The organism is Bacteroides sp. LFL-34, from assembly GCF_027257075.1.
Classification (GTDB): domain Bacteria; phylum Bacteroidota; class Bacteroidia; order Bacteroidales; family Bacteroidaceae; genus Bacteroides; species Bacteroides ovatus.
In genome coordinates, this window is record NZ_JAPQKZ010000002.1 from 67300 (window position 1) to 83223 (window position 15924).

Here is a 15924-nt window from a genome sequence, read left to right on the forward strand (position 1 = left end):
ATGGCAGATTTAAAATTAAAAGATTTCGTTGATGAGAACGATTTGCAGAAATTGGTGGAGCTTGATAATACTATTGAGCGTGTGAGGGCTGATTATGTTAATGCGGCCAAAGAATTAGCAAAAGGTTTGAAACTAAATGTAGAAGGTGTTGCTGATCTTGAAAAGTTGAGTAACCTTTATAATACTCAAGCAAAAACGGCTGGTTCTGCATCTGCTGAATTAACCGAAGCTCTTAGAAGACAGTCTGAAATAACTCAAACTGTCAGTAAGAAGATAGAGGAAAAGCTAAATGTAGAGAAATTATCTGCTGCTGAACTGAAGAAACTAACCAAAGCAAACTCGGATAATGCTGTGTCCTTGGAAAAGGCTGCTAAAGCAGAAGCTAACTTGACAAAAGCGCAGAATGCCGGTAATACTACTCGTAAGAAAGCTGTTCTATCTGAAGAAGAACGTTTAAAACTTATCAGAACTGCTATTATCTTGACTAATCAGGAAGTACATAGCCGTTCACAAGCAAAGGAAATGAATAAGCAGCTGCAAAAGGCTGTTGATGTTTTGAAAGATACGGATGAAAACTATATTCGTACACTTGCCCGTCTTAATTCTACTATTGGAATCAACACTGATTACATAAAGCGAAATTCCGATCGATATAGTCAACAGAAAATGACCATTGGTGCATATCGGGAAGAAGTAAAGGCGGCATGGATTGAAATACAGAACGGTAATAAGTCCATGCAGAACATGGGAATTATTGCCCGGAATGCTGGAATGATGCTTAAAACGGAGATGGCTCCTGGGCTAAACAAAGTTGGTGCAGGATTGAAAGGGTGGGCTGCTGGATATATTGGTGCACAAGCTGTTGTTAGTGGAGTTGTTGCTTTATTTACAAAACTGCGTGAAGGAGTAGGTGATATTGTTAAATTTGAATTAGCTAATAGTAGGCTTGCTGCAATATTAGGAACCACTTCTGATAAAGTGAAGGAGTTAACTGCGGATGCTCAACGTTTGGGTGCTACAACGAAATACACTGCATCCGAAGCTACGGATTTGCAAATAGAACTTGCTAAACTAGGTTTTACTCGAAAAGAAATATTAGATGCAACAGAGCACGTTCTAAAATTTGCACAAGCTACCGGGGCAGAATTAGCAGATGCGGCTTCATTGGCAGGTGCTTCTCTTCGTATGTTTAATGCTGATACAAGAGAAACTGAAAGATATGTGTCTGCGATGGCTGTCGCAACAACCAAAAGCGCATTGTCGTTTTCATATCTCGCTACTGCATTACCAATTGTTGGACCGGTTGCAAAAGCCTTTAATTTCAGTATTGAAGATACTTTGGCTTTGTTGGGTAAATTATCGGATGCCGGCTTTGATGCTTCAATGGCTGCTACTGCTACCCGTAATGTTTTTCTAAATTTAGCTGATAGTAATGGAAAGCTGGCAAAGGCGTTAGGTAAGCCCGTTAAAACATTGCCTGAGTTAGTTGAAGGATTGAAATCGCTAAAAGAAAAAGGGGTAGACTTGAATACTACTCTTGAATTAACTGATAAGCGTAGTGTTGCCGCTTTTAATGCCTTTCTCACCGCTGTTGATAAAATATTACCACTTAGAGAACAGATTACTGGTGTAGAACGTGAATTGGGCGATATGGCTCACACGATGGGAGATAATGTTCATGGAGCTCTTGCTAACTTATCTTCAGCATGGGAAGCGTTTATGCTTTCTTTCTCCGAGTCAACGGGACCTGCTAAGGAGTTTCTTAATTGGATGGCTGATAAAATAAGAGGTATCGCCAATGATTTGAAATCTCCTGAAGAAAAAATAGAAAAGATAGATTATAATTTTAGAACACTTGCAAAAAAAGATGCGAACAAAAAGTTATTGGAAGTAGAAAAAGATTTTCAGGCAGAATATAAGAGGCTTATTGATGCTGGTGATACAGAGGAACAAGCATACACAAAAGCTGTTATTCAAATGAAAAATAAACGTATTGAAGTAACGGCCCAAGAGAGAGAAGCTTTAAAACGGATGAAAACTCGTGCTCAATATGCAACATCAGAGTTTGAAGATATGTCTTGGATAAAGAATGGTGCTGCTAAAATGTTTGGCTATTACACATCGGAAGCAGAAAAAGCGGATAAGGCTCAGTTGGAATTTTCTAAAAACTTATTCAAAATAGCATCTAGCGATGAATTTAATCGTGGACTTGATGTGATTGCAGAAAAGTTCCGTCCAAAGGGTAACGACAAAAATGGTTCAGGTATAACAGTCCTTACTGATAAAGAAAAACGTGAACAGGAAAAAGCTCTCAAAGAGAAGCTGAAAATTCATGAAACTTATCAGGAGTCAGAACTAGCTCTTATGGATGAGGGACTGGAGAAAGAACTTGCTAAAATTGGTGTTGCTTACTCGAAGAAGATTGCTGCCGTCAAGGGTAATAGCAAAGAGGAAATTGCTACACGTCAGAATTTAGCTAAGGAAATGCAGGAAAAGCTAGATGAGTTTACTATTAAGTATAATTCTGATCGTGAGAAGAAGGATGTTGAGAACGCTCTTGCTGTTGTAAAAAAGGGGTCCCAGGAAGAACTTGATTTGAAATTGCACCAGTTGGAGTTGCAACGTGAAGCAGAAATTGATGCAGCAGAGAAAACAGGTGAAGATGTTTTTCTCATTGACGACAAATATGCAAAAAAGAAACAAGAACTTTACGAAAGACATGCATCCGATCAGGTGCAATTAATAGCAGAGAATGCAGCGCATGAGCAGGAAATCCGGGATGCTGCATATGTTATGGATACGCTTGCTCTTAAAAAACAGTTAGCTTCTAAGGAAATAACCCAGCAGGAGTATGCAGAACTTGAGTATCAGTTAAAATTAGATTATGTACGTAAAACCTCGGAAGCTGCCATTGACGCTTTGGAATCCGAACTTGCTACTGTCAACTTGAGTACGGACAAAAGGGAGAAACTTGAGGAGAAACTTGCAAAATTGAAAGCGGACCTTGCCCAAAAAGAAGCAGAAACAGAAATAGATGCTATCAATAAAGTTACTAAAGCGGATGAGAAAGCACAGAAAGAACGTCAGAAGAACTTGAAAAAATGGCTTCAAACTGCATCTCAAGCTGTGGGAGCTATTGGAAACTTAGTCTCTTCTATTTATGATGGTCAGATTCAGAAAATAGAAGAAGAGCGGGAAGCTAATGAGGAAAAGTATGATGAGGATATTGAACGAATTGAGAATCTGGCAGAGTCAGGTGCTATTTCCGAAGAAGAAGCAGAAGCGCGTAAACGTGCTGCAAAATCTTTGACAGAAGCAAAAAATGCTGAACTAGAAAAACAAAAACAAGAAATGGCACGTAAACAAGCCATTTGGGAAAAGGCGACTAGTGTCGCTCAAGCTGGAATAGCCACTGCACTGGCAATAACTGAAGCTTTACCGAATATTCCTTTATCTATTGTTATTGGTGCCATGGGAGCAATTCAGGTTGCAACTATTCTTGCAACTCCTATTCCTTCCTATGCAGACGGTACTAAAGGTAATGATAGGCATCCCGGCGGTACCGCTTTAGTTGGTGATGCCGGTAAACATGAAGTTATCATGTATTCCGGAAAAGCATGGATTACTCCTGATGCTCCAACTTTAGTTGATATTCCTAAAGGTGCACAAGTCTTTCCTGATGTTGATAAGGTAGATATCTCTAATTTTGATATGCCGGATTGGGACTTTCCTACATTTTCACCGACATATTTTGCATCTTCTTCCGGTGACACCATTGTTTTCAATGATTATTCCCGATTAGAAAAAAGGGTTGATAGAACAAATTTTCTTTTGATGAAGAGTCTTAAAATGCAGCGTCAGGATGCTTCTAACCGTGAATTTGAACTGTATAAGTTATCTAAACTGAAATAGTCATGATTGAAAGATTAAATCAGATAACATTGAATGATTTCATTGAGCTTTCATGCGGAAACTATGCTTGTTTGCTTTCGGGTCGCGAATTTGTGTCAGAGAGCACGCTTAAAGAGATAGCATCTAAATTGCTCATTGAATACAGAAGTATTGTTAATCCTTCAAATATGAAGGCTATGGTAATGGACAAAGAGGATATGCTGAAAGAACGTGCCAAACTATTGAGTCTTCGTATTTGTCAGGCTCTTGTTTCTCTTGGCTTTTATGATGATGTTCGTCAGGTATTGGGTCAACTAAATGTAGATACCCGAAATATGAGTGATGAGCAAGTTATATCGAAGCTTGATTATTTACTTCATTCTGCAATTTTTGAGCAAAAACGGAATGAGGAGAGACGCAGTGAGGAACATAAAGGAAGTAAGGCTACTCCTGAACAAATTCGTTCTTCTTTTGATGCAGAGATTGCTTTTCTAATGACATTCTTTAAAATGAGTATTGATTCCCGTGTAATTAATGCTGCTGTCTATGCGAATATCGTTCATCAAGCTGATGTTGAAATATCGATCAGAAAAAGAAGCACATGATAATATTGGTATTACATATATGCTGTAATTCGATTAATTTTTAATTAAAGCGAATTATTTCATACAGTCGTTTGTACATCTCCTTTAGAATCACAAACGACTTTTTTATGAATAAAAAAAACAGCATCCATTGTATAAATAGGCATTTATACAATGTTTTATTGTCAGAATTACGTACATTAGAGACGAAGTGTAATCGGATAACAGCAGAAGTGTCCGAGGTAAAAAAAATGATTGCCTTATTGCCCCCCGATATAGGCACTCTTATTAGTTCAATCGAGCGTTCTGCTAAGGAAATGCACGAACAAAGTATCATGCACCGGAAATATGTGGAAAGGTGCATTAATGGCGAACCGAAGATACACCTAATAAGGAGGGCTGACAATGGACTTTGAAAAGGAATTATCAGAAATATATCCTTGGATATTAAAGGTGGCAAGAAAATTCTGCTGTTCCATGCAAGATGCTGAAGACTTAGCCGGTGATACAGTTTATAAGCTACTTGTGAATCGTGATAAATTTGATTGTTCTAAACCGCTTCAACCGTGGTGCCTTATTATAATGAGGAATACTTATATAATAAGATACAATAGAAATTCCCTTATACATTTTACAGGGCTTGATATGGTAGACGGAAGTGCCATTTCTAACTGTACAGCTCATTCAATACTGTTTGATGATTTGGTTTCCATAATACAACGGTGTGCTAAAAAATCCCGTTGTATTGATAGTGTGATGTATTATGCTAGTGGGTATTCTTATGATGAGATAAGTGAAATCCTGAACATTCCTGTTGGAACTGTAAGAAGTCGTATTTCTTCCGGTCGGAAGTTTCTGCTTCATGAAATTGGATATTGATGATCGATTAAAAGTGTATGGAAATAACTTTTTTCATAAATATAGCAAAATAGTTATATTTTTATTTGGTGGTTTATAGCAAAAACGCTATATTTGTATCGTCTTAAATAAACGGTCTTTTACATTATGAAGTACAATCAGTTTTTTGCGGAACTTACCGCAGCAGGTTGTTACGTTCTTAGGCATGGGGCTAATCATGATATTTGGTACAGCCCCAAGACAGGAAACAAATTTGCCCTGTCAAGGCATGGCAAACAGGAAGTGCCTACCGGAATGGAACGTAAAGCAAGAAAGGTTCTTTTGGGGGAGTAATCCCCCTACCTTTTGCGCTTTATTATCTAAAGGACTGTAAATGTTGAGACAATGGGGTACGGTATATTGCCGTACTCCTATTTTTAAAGCAATGGATATGAAAGTAACTGTAATCATGGAAAAGGCGAGCGATGGGTATTACTCATGCTTTGTCGAGGAAGATTTACCCGGCTTTGGTTTGGCAGGGTATGGAGATACGGCGGAAGCCGCGAAAGAGGATATGATGAAAGCATATGAGGAAATAAAGGAGATGCAGGCAGAAGAAGGCAAGGAAATGCCGGAATTGGAGTTTATCTACAAATATGATATGCAGTCTTTCTTCAACTATTTCTCATTCCTGAATGTTACTAAGGTTGCAGAGTTGGCAGGTATCAATGCTTCATTGATGAGACAATATACTTCCGGTGTGACAGTAGCCGGACAAAAACAATATGATAAGATACGGGTAGCGGTGGAACGTATATCTAAAGAACTTTCCGCAGCCACTTTCTAAAGATAGTGTACCGCTGTGAAGCGAGACCGTTTTAAGACAAAGGCAGGCTCCGTTCCTTTATATATGGGTTCGGAGCTTTTTTATGAAAGTATTAATTTGTAAATTGAGAATGCAGAAAGTCATAATTATTTTATGTTTTATCTATTGCGTTGAAAAATAAATAGTTATGTCTTGCTTTTGCAAAATGCAATTTTCAAGAATTTAGCCAATCGGGAAACCGGTTGGCTTTTTCTATATATTTGCTCGTGAACGTTCAAAACGAGTTAAAATGCTTTGTAAATATGTACTTACAGTTGATAGTATTTCCTATGATATTCCCAAATCTTGTATTCAGAATTGGGATGAAATAAAGTTTTCCCGTAAACGCTCCGGACTTGAAGGAATAACTAGAACCTTTACTTCAAAATTCCAGTTTGTGGGAGAAGCCTATGATCTCATATTGGAGGAGTATTTGAGCAAATACCTGGCTTCTAATGCTAGTATCACTGTTTATACTATAACTAATTCTCATACTTATGAAGAATTCTTCAGTTGCCGACTGGATTTCGGTTCATTGACCTATGATGGAAATGCTGTTTCTATTAATTCGATAGATGATAGTGTCGCTAATATCATAAAGGCTAACAAAGGAACGCAGTACGAATATTCGGTAGATGAGATAAAAGATGTATATCAGCTTTATTATGATTCTGTAAGTATGAATTATAGTCAACCGCATACATTAGGTGGTAATACTGTAGAAAATGATGCTTCTTTGCAATATATTGTAATTGACAAAGGAATATATGTAGAAGCTATAACATATTCGCTTCCCTTATATATTTCTGGTGGTGAACTTCCGTCACGGGATTCACCTCTTGAGTTTTATGATGCACCACAAGAATCGAAAGATGATCCAAATGTATTTGTTAAAGCCTTGTCCGACATTGATATAGTATTGAATTTTAGTTTTGAATACTATATCAGTTATAGTGATGCGTATACAACTAAAGCTGAAATTGTTCTAGGTGGGCGTTACGAAGATGGTCGTTTAGTCGAGTTGAAAAGATGGGGGTATAATAAGGGGGATGTTACTCCAAGTAATCTGAATGAATCCATCAAGATTCATCTGACTAAAGGGCAGGCTTTATTTTTTGATTTGAAGGTAACATTTAACAGAGTTAATGCTTCTACTGGCAATATTTATTTTCGTAATTTCAAATTTGAGACACGCTTTACTTCTCGAGCTAACCCTATCTATGTGGATGCAATAAGACCTATTGATGTGTTAAACCGATTGCTTAAAAGCATGAATGGTGGAAATGAAGGTATCTATGGTGAAATAGCTTCAGGTGTTGATGAAAGGTTAGATAATTGCGTGATATTAGCTGCTGAAAGTATCCGTGGAATCCCCCAAGCTAAGCTATATACTTCTTATACAAAGTTTAAAAACTGGATGGAAACAGTTTTTGGCTTTGTGCCTGTGATCAATGGTGTCACTGTTTTTTTTAAACACCGGGACAAATTGTTTAGTGATAACAATGTAAAGGATTTAAATAGCAGCTTTTCTAGTTTTGAGTATAAGGTTGATTCATCAAGAATATATTCTTTGGTTAGGGTAGGATATGATAAACAGGACTATGAAAGTATGAATGGTCGTGACGAATTCCGATTTACTACTGAATATACTACTGGCATTGATATAACTGATAATGTATTAGAGTTGATTAGCCCTTACCGTGCTGATGTTTATGGAATTGAATTCTTATCGCAAAAGAGAGGCCAAGATACAACGGATAGTGAAAGTGACAATGATGTGTTTTTTGTTTGTGCCAGTACTACATTACATGATAATGGCGGAGTACAAACATATAAAGAGTATAGGCTTATAAGGAGCGGTTGGGAAATAAGTGGTGTACTTGATCCTGAAACGATGTTTAATACCATGTATTGGCAAGGAGGCATATTGCAAGCAAATGCCGGCTATATTGGTATGTTCACTAAAAAACTATCTTATTCTTCTTCTGACGGTAATAGTGATGTTGTTGTCAATGGTATAGGAATGAAAGATGATTTTAACGTTGAAAGTGGTATTATAACTTGTGGAGATGTTTCATTCACAACTTATAATGAAGATATTCCACCAACAGATGATGAAACGATTAAAATCTTAAAAGATGATCTAGTTTACGAGGGCTACATCAAAGAGGTGAGTAGTACAGTTGAGAGAAACGAGGGAGTGAAGTATGATTTATTTGTCCGTTCAATAACAAAAGCCTAGAAATATGATTATAAGCCCGTTTACCCCACTGTTTTTTTCTCCGTCTACCGATAAATTTGGAGCGAAGAGTAAATATGTGCAATTATTCGCACGTACAGACAGGATTTTTGTTGAATTGATTTTGACAGCCAAAGAGCAGGAGCCTATAGTTTACATTAATAATCTTTTAAGTAATATATCTACACCTGTATCATTAAGCTCATGGAAGATGAATGATGATAAGATTCTTTATTTCTATAACATTTCATTGCTTCCATGTGGATACTATACTGTAACAGTTAATGGGAATACGAGTGAGATTTTTAAAGTTACGGACGATGAATGTGAGTTATCAGAAACCAGCCTTATTCAGTATTCAATGAAAGATAATAAGCAGCGTCTTGATGCTGTCTGGTGGATAGATGGGATGCAATACTTTTTTGATTTTCGCGTTCCTGGTGGTTTCAAAGATAACGGATGGACGTTCGGTGTGGATAATGAGCAGTTCGTGACCTCTGATGAGGATATTGTTGAGCTATTCAGCCACGAATATACAACAGTATTATTCACGCTTGGAAATGGGATGGGATGCCCTGTGTGGTTTGCTGAATTATTGAATCGTGTCTTATGCTGTAATTACGTCTACTTTGATGGTGTTCGATATACCAGAAAGGAAAGTAATGTTCCAGAACTTAACCAGCAAATAGAGGGATTGAAGAGTTTTGTGTTCAATCAAATGTTACAGAAGGTAAGAACGATGAATCCAGTTTTGGAATGGAATAACCAGCTTGCTATGAGGTGTGTACAAAGCGGGGCTTATAGGATAGCAGATGATGAAGGAATACGTAGTATCAAGTATGGTTCAGAAAGTGAGGTTGCAGAGGTCGGAGCATATATCAATATGACTAAGGCTATTCCTAATACTGGAGTTTCTATTAATAGTGATACTATGGTTACTGTCAACAGTATTCATCACCCAGGTGTTGATGAAAATTCATATTGGGATTTGATTGCAATCAAGACGACTGACATAGATAACAAGTATATTGGTAGAAGAGGTTACGGTAAACTTACAGTTAATGGACTGGATAGACTAAAGAACGATTTGGACAACGGTTCGATAAATTTGCGTGCTGTACTATATAAAGGAGATTCGTATACTAACCTCATTGAAGGGAGTGTAATCAGTAGGGATGGTGTATGTGTCTTGAAAGGTATTAACGGTGGAGATATTGGTGCTCTGAAGGAGTTCCAACTTTATCTTGATAATGTCTATGATTGCGACATAGATAATCTTGGTATGACCATTGAGCTTGTATGGGTATATGAAAATGATTAAAAAAGAGAATTATGACAGAAACAGAAAAACAACAGATTATTAGCCTTGTGTTACAAGCGTTGAAGACAAACAGTCTTACAATAGAGCAACTGACTGATACAACAGAGCTATCCAAAGATATGTACGTTGAAGTTAGTGGCGGTCGGAAAATATCTATTGATTTACTTTCAAGTACCATTGCTAAAATGGTGAATGGGGATTTTGATGCATTAGTGGAGAATGTCAATAAGATTGCAAAAGATTTATCGGATGGAGACGCCGAGTTATTGAAACGTATAACAGGAGTGTCTGATAAATCCAATCCTTTGACTGACCCATTTAAAAGTATTGGCTCTTTTACTACTATTGGTAGCTTTAAAGATAAATTAAAAACGATGTATTCCGGGGATTCTTCTATTGGGAATTATCGGTGTATTTTGTCTGTTGATTTGTCTAAGATTCCTGTAAATATACAAATTGAACGGTTGGAGCTTGATAAGGTTTGTCAATCATTCACTTCGTGTATACAACTGGCTACCATGTCAGACAATGCCGAAGGTGTATATTTAGGTACAGTTTGTACAATCTCACGAATAGGTATTGTTTCCAATGAGAGTGTTACATGGGGCAAATGGACCTCTGTAATAAATGACTTTGAGGAAAGGATAGGAAAAGCGAACGGTATCGCTCCTTTGAACGAAGAAAGTAAAGTTCCTTCTGAATGTCTGCCTGAACCGTTGTCTCTTGGGGAAGGTGAAGAAGAAGCTTTCCCCGGCAACCGTGGAAAGTCTTTGGAAGATACAATGAAAAATATCCCTTCCGATATAATCAAACCGGGTTCTTTCTCCGTCCTGTCTGACGCTTCCTATCTCAATGTGTATTTTAAGAAAGTGTCCAAAACAACCGGTAAAGAAACGGACGACAGCTTCCGTCTGCCTTCTGCTACCCTTGAACAAGCCGGCCTTTTGTCCGCCGAGGATAAGCAAGCCCTTGAGGATATGAAGAGCGGCACGCCCGCCGACGATGTAACACACCCCATCGTCATTGTTGATGAGATCCGCCCTCTGAAAGATGGCCACTATACCCTTGAAACCGCTATTGCCGCCATTGTCTCCTATCAACAGGAATCTGGCGTCAAATATGAGCGAACGGGTCTCATCATTACTTACAAAACAGGCGAGTATGAAATGGAAACCCGGCAGTTCCAGGGTGCTGTGTCCGATTTTGCGACCCCTTCTCTTTGGAAACCCTTCGGGAATGGTGGTGGCGGTTCCGTTGTTGAAACTTCCGATGAACCGGCAGAAGGGGGAAAGGATGCCTTTTCAACTGGTGGCGCCTATGCCTATGTTCCGGCCAACCTCGACGTAAACGTGGAAACAGAAGGCATCGTAAAACTTCAGATGAAGAACGCTGCTGGTGAAACCCTTGGTGATGAAGTGCAGTTCGCTATCGGCACGGGTGGCGGCGGTCAAACTGGCGGTACCATTGTTGCCATTGCTTTCCAGTCGACACCTGTCTATGGCTCTTACGGCTCCACGCTACGAACCTTTGCCGCCATTCGTTCCGTGACCTCGAACGGTGTCGAATCCTCTGACAACCTGATTGAGAAACTGGAACTCGTAGACCGTGAAAGCGGGCTTACCGTCTGGACTGAAACCGTCAACAAAGCATCTTCCGGTGACATGAAGGACTTCTCCTTTGAACTGGACTTCACCGCATACTTTACGGCTGCCGGTACTCGGAAATTCAAGCTGATAGCCACTGACGAAAGCGGCAATACCGGTTCCAAGAATGTCAATGTAACAGCTGTTGATATTACCTGTACCTGTGTGCAGGTGCTCAACTATACCCCTGAAACTCTGCTTACTCCGACAACTGAAAGTTTCAGCCTTCCACTCTATAAGTTCGGAAACAACACCTCTGATAAAGGTATCAGTGCCCAGGTTGACATCAAGATTAATGGTGAATGGCAATCCCTGTCTACCACCGTTGTAAATGACAACTACTCGCACTCCGTTGTAATCCGCCCTGCTTCCCTCGGCCTAGAACACGGTACCTATCCCTTGCGCATCCAAGGAATGGATGTCGCATCCGGAGTGAAAGGAAATGTCATCTACACGGCTGTCATGGTAATTGACCCGAATAGTTCCACACCTCTTGTCGCCTTGAGATACGATGATAAAAACGGTGGAGTAGTCCGACTGTACGAAACCGTAGAACTTGATGTTGCCTGTTATGACCCGTTGGAAATGACTTCACCCGTCAGCGTGAAAGCCAATAACGTGCAGGTAACACAAATTGCTGCCAGTCGTAACAAAACCTATCAGGTCAAACAGCAACTGCAGGGCTACAAGGCTGACGGCACCGATACGGTCAACTATACTGCCGTATGCAAGGACGTGACTAGCGAACCTGTCCGGGTGACAGTTAGCGGTTCCGCCATTGACGCCGCCATAAAAGAAGGCGCCATCTATAACTTTGACTTCTCATCCCGTACCAATCAGGAAACTGACCATAGCATTGTCAGCGGTAATTATGAAATGAAAGTGGACGGTGCCAACTGGACTACCAACGGTTTTGGCACATTCTTGGGTGAGAACTGCCTTCGCGTAGCCGAGAATGTGGGCGTGTCATTAAACCATGCCCCGTTTGCCGGCTCGTCCATCGAATCCAACGGTGCCGCCATCCAGTTCGCTTTCGCTTCCAAGAACGTGACCGATGATGATGCCCTGCTCCTTAGCTGCTATGACGAAACGTCCGGTGCCGGCTTCTATGTCACCGGCCGGGTGGTCGGCATCTTCTGTAACAATGGCGTTTCCCGTCGTGAAGAACGCGCCTATCGACAGGGTGAAAAGATAACCGTAGCCGTGGTTGTTGAACCTGCAAGCAACTACGTTGAACGTGACGGTACACGATATTCTATGATGAAACTCTTCCTCAACGGTGAGGAAGTCGCCTGCCTTGGTTATGTTCCGGGCGGCGGCTCCCTGATTCAGACCAAATATATAACGATGGACGGCAGGCTGGGTGATTTGTACCTTTATTACATGATGGCCTGGAACTCTTATATGGAATGGGCACAGGCGTTCAAGAACTACCTTGTCCGTCTGACCGATACGGAGGTAATGGTGAAGGAATACGCCTTTGAGGACGTCCTTAAAAGCCAGACAGCCGAGGGTAGTACCCAAAGCCGCCCGTCGGCTGCCGAAATCTATTCACGCGGTATGCCTTACATTGTCGAATGCCCCTATGAAGGCTCCGATATAGAAGCACTGGACGGCACCACTTCCACCAGTACGAAGATATACATCACGCTCTATTACTTTGACCCCGAACGCCCGTGGCGTAACTTCAAGGCCATGAGTGTCCAAACCCGCAACCAGGGAACCACCTCTGCCAAACGCCCGGTAAAGAATAAACGCTACTACCTCGCCAAGAGCAAAGGCAAAAACAAGGACACTCGAATCATACTACTTAATCCGGACGATACGACGGAGGAAGGACGCCGTGCAATAGCCTTGGCTGCCATCAACAAAGTACAGGTCGGTGATAATACAATCCCGGTCGATGTCATTACCGTAAAAGTCGATTACTCCGATTCCGGTAATGCGAACGACTGCGGCGCCTGTGAAATGATGAACGTTACATACCGTGCCTTAGGTGGTAACTATATGACACCTGTCCAACGTGCATTTGACGGAACATTTGACAGCGGTGACTTGCATATCGAAGACTTGCAGATGAACCACTCTACCGCCAATCACCCGGTAGCCACCTATCGGTGTAAGGATGACAGCCTGCAAAACGTCTATTTCCATGCCAAAGGCAACTGGAAAGAAGACAAAGGGGAACAGTTCGCCCTCGGCTTCAAAGATACCCCCGGCTATAACAAAGGTTGCCTGAATTATGGTGACTTCATAGAGTTCTTCGGTACTCCTGACGAAACTTTAGACGCAATTGAGATACGCTTCAAACAGACTGACGGACTCGATACGGACAGCGTGTACCTGCTTTCCCTGTATTGCGGTAGTTCGTACCGGATAATGAGGTATCAGGACAGCTCATGGAAAAAGCAGTCCGGTTCCATGAAGTATGAAAACGGCAAATGGAATGTCACCGGTGACGTCCTGAATCCGGTTGAAGGTTTCGAACTTCTTAACTACCAAGGTATGGACTGGTTTCAGGGCGTCGGTTCTGTTCAGGATATGATGGCCATGAAAACGGACAAGTCCTCATGGGTTCAAAAACTCGTGGATAACGGAACTATCTCTGCTGATACCTTCCCGGCATGGACTTACTACTTTGAATCGCTTGTCGATGATGACCAGCTCGCCATTGATTACGCTTTGGGTAAGAAAGTGCCCTATAACCTCTACCGATGGTTGCGCTTCTGTGATTCCTGCGATTACTCCAAAGGCGGGAACTGGCAAAGAACATGGAAGGAAAACCTGTATAAATACGCCTGCCCAGAAAGTGTCTTGAGTTATGACATCTTCACCGACTACCTTGCCGCCACTGACCAACGCGCCAAGAATATGCAGCCGATGTGGTTCTTGGAAGAGTATGCTTCCGTAACAGACGGTGTGTACAGCTCCGAGGATGCCATGCGCATGTACCTGAATAAAATCTATGACTGCGATACGCTCAATAGCAAGGACAACGACGGTGGTTGCACGGTTGATGCCGAGGTGGACCCCAACCGGACGAGCGATGAAACATTCACTAACCCTTATGCTGGCTACGGCTCCGTTCTGTTTAATAACATCTATCTCCAGCAAGTAGTGTGGACTGACTCATCCGGTACGGAACTCTCCCTGCGTACCGTTGCCGCCGCCATGCGTAACGTTCAGGCGACCATTGACGGCGTCACCCTGCACCCGTTCTCACCCGAAGGAGCTACGCATTTCTTCATTGACAAACGGCTCAAAAAATGGCAGAAACTGGTTAGTTCTTACGATGGTGAACGGAAATACATCTCCTATACCGCCACTTCTGACGCTATCTACTTTTATGCCCTGCAAGGTCTTGGACTTACTGCCCTTCCGTCCTTCATTGAAAGACGTTGGCGTATTCGTGACGGCTATTTCCAAACCGGTGATTTCTTCAGCGGTGTAATTTCCGGGCGCGTATCTTCCAAATCAAACGCCACCATCCGGATTGTCGCTGCTAAAAACGGTTACTTCGGTGTCGGCAATGACGCTAGCGGCAACCTTTCCGAAAGCTGCTTCCTTGAAGCGGGCGAAGAATATGTATTCACCAACTTCTCACATGAGGAAGGCGCCTTGCTGTATATCTATCAGGCTGACCGCATGAAGCTGCTCGACCTGTCTGAAATCTCCCTGTCAAGTACGGTGAGCTTCTCCGCCATGCAACTTGTGGAAACCCTTATCTTGGGCTCTGACACCCATACAGAACAATCCATCGGTTCTTACGCACCGCTTACCTCGCTGAACTGCGGCGAAATGCCCTTCCTCGTATCACTCGATATCCGGAACACACAAATCGCTACGCTCGTTACCGACAAATGCCCACGTATCGCCCATATCAATGCGTCCGGTAGCAAACTGGAGAACATCACTCTTGCAGAGACTTCTCCGATTAATGACATCTCTCTTCCAGCAACAATGACAAGCCTCCGTTTTGTCGGTCTTCCTGAACTGACCTATACCGGTCTTTCCGCCCCGTCCGGCCTGCAAATAGAATCCATGCCGAACGTCCAACGCCTGCGTCTTGAAACGTCGCCTCAACTTGACGCCATTCAGATGCTCCGTGACGTCCTCGCTTCACAAGCGGCATCCCGTAAACTTTCCATGCTCCGTATCTCGAACATGACCCTGAAGGCTGACGGCTCCGAGCTTCTTGCCATTCTCGAATATGGAGTTGCCGGAATGGATGAGGACGGCAACAGACAGGATAAACCGGTAGTCAACGGCACGTATGAACTGACAGTTATCCGTGAAACGGATGAAATCGAATCTCTTGAATCCGGTATCGACGGCCTTGTCATCCTTACCGTCATAGATGCCTACATCGACCTGATCAACTGGTTCAATAATGAGTCTTATGGCGGGGAACCGTACTACGATAACGTAACGCTGGACAACATCAATGAAGTCCTTGAATATTATAACGGCGAAACCTACGAAGAATATCTCGAACGCTTCGCTGAAGACAATATGGATATTAATGATTTAATCAACAAGTAACT

The 15924-nt window shown here is 41.7% G+C and carries 8 protein-coding genes; all 8 read left to right on the plus strand.

The window, feature by feature from the left end; translation table 11 throughout:
* The 8 genes from N5O98_RS00695 (at position 1) to N5O98_RS00730 (ending at position 15922) form a co-directional block, all read left to right on the plus strand.
* Positions 1-3912, plus strand: coding sequence for a phage tail tape measure protein (locus N5O98_RS00695; protein ID WP_118313732.1), 3912 nt, complete (start codon positions 1-3; stop codon positions 3910-3912).
* 2 nt (positions 3913-3914) lie between these two features.
* Entirely contained in the window at positions 3915-4496 is a 582-nt protein-coding gene (locus tag N5O98_RS00700) for a hypothetical protein (RefSeq protein ID WP_009039427.1), read from the plus strand.
* 384 nt (positions 4497-4880) lie between these two features.
* Entirely contained in the window at positions 4881-5354 is a 474-nt protein-coding gene (locus N5O98_RS00705; RefSeq protein ID WP_032851143.1) for an RNA polymerase sigma factor, read from the plus strand.
* A 126-nt stretch (positions 5355-5480) separates the two neighbouring features.
* On the plus strand, positions 5481-5666 hold the full coding sequence (locus tag N5O98_RS00710) for a type II toxin-antitoxin system HicA family toxin (protein WP_005652458.1): 186 nt from the start codon (positions 5481-5483) through the stop codon (positions 5664-5666).
* A gap of 40 nt (positions 5667-5706) precedes the next feature.
* Positions 5707-6159, plus strand: a complete 453-nt coding sequence (locus tag N5O98_RS00715; RefSeq protein WP_009039430.1) for a type II toxin-antitoxin system HicB family antitoxin — start codon at positions 5707-5709, stop codon at positions 6157-6159.
* Positions 6160-6427: 268 nt separating this feature from the next.
* A complete protein-coding gene (locus N5O98_RS00720; RefSeq protein WP_009039431.1) occupies positions 6428-8419 on the plus strand; it encodes a hypothetical protein in 1992 nt (663 codons plus the stop codon).
* A gap of 4 nt (positions 8420-8423) precedes the next feature.
* Positions 8424-9737 (plus strand): hypothetical protein, encoded by a 1314-nt coding sequence (locus tag N5O98_RS00725; protein WP_009039432.1) that lies wholly within the window; start codon positions 8424-8426, stop codon positions 9735-9737.
* Between the two features lie 11 nt (positions 9738-9748).
* Positions 9749-15922 carry a hypothetical protein gene (locus N5O98_RS00730; protein WP_061448290.1) on the plus strand — a complete coding sequence of 2058 codons (6174 nt, stop codon included), beginning with the start codon at positions 9749-9751 and terminating at the stop codon, positions 15920-15922.
* The last annotated feature ends 2 nt before the right edge of the window (positions 15923-15924 follow it).

Coding starts and splice junctions, on each gene's coding strand:
- N5O98_RS00695 (WP_118313732.1), top strand. CDS start 1: ATGGCAGATTTAAAATTAAAAGATTTCGTTGATGAGAACGATTTGCAG.
- N5O98_RS00700 (WP_009039427.1), top strand. CDS start 3,915: ATGATTGAAAGATTAAATCAGATAACATTGAATGATTTCATTGAGCTT.
- N5O98_RS00705 (WP_032851143.1), top strand. CDS start 4,881: ATGGACTTTGAAAAGGAATTATCAGAAATATATCCTTGGATATTAAAG.
- N5O98_RS00710 (WP_005652458.1), top strand. CDS start 5,481: ATGAAGTACAATCAGTTTTTTGCGGAACTTACCGCAGCAGGTTGTTAC.
- N5O98_RS00715 (WP_009039430.1), top strand. CDS start 5,707: ATGTTGAGACAATGGGGTACGGTATATTGCCGTACTCCTATTTTTAAA.
- N5O98_RS00720 (WP_009039431.1), top strand. CDS start 6,428: ATGCTTTGTAAATATGTACTTACAGTTGATAGTATTTCCTATGATATT.
- N5O98_RS00725 (WP_009039432.1), top strand. CDS start 8,424: ATGATTATAAGCCCGTTTACCCCACTGTTTTTTTCTCCGTCTACCGAT.
- N5O98_RS00730 (WP_061448290.1), top strand. CDS start 9,749: ATGACAGAAACAGAAAAACAACAGATTATTAGCCTTGTGTTACAAGCG.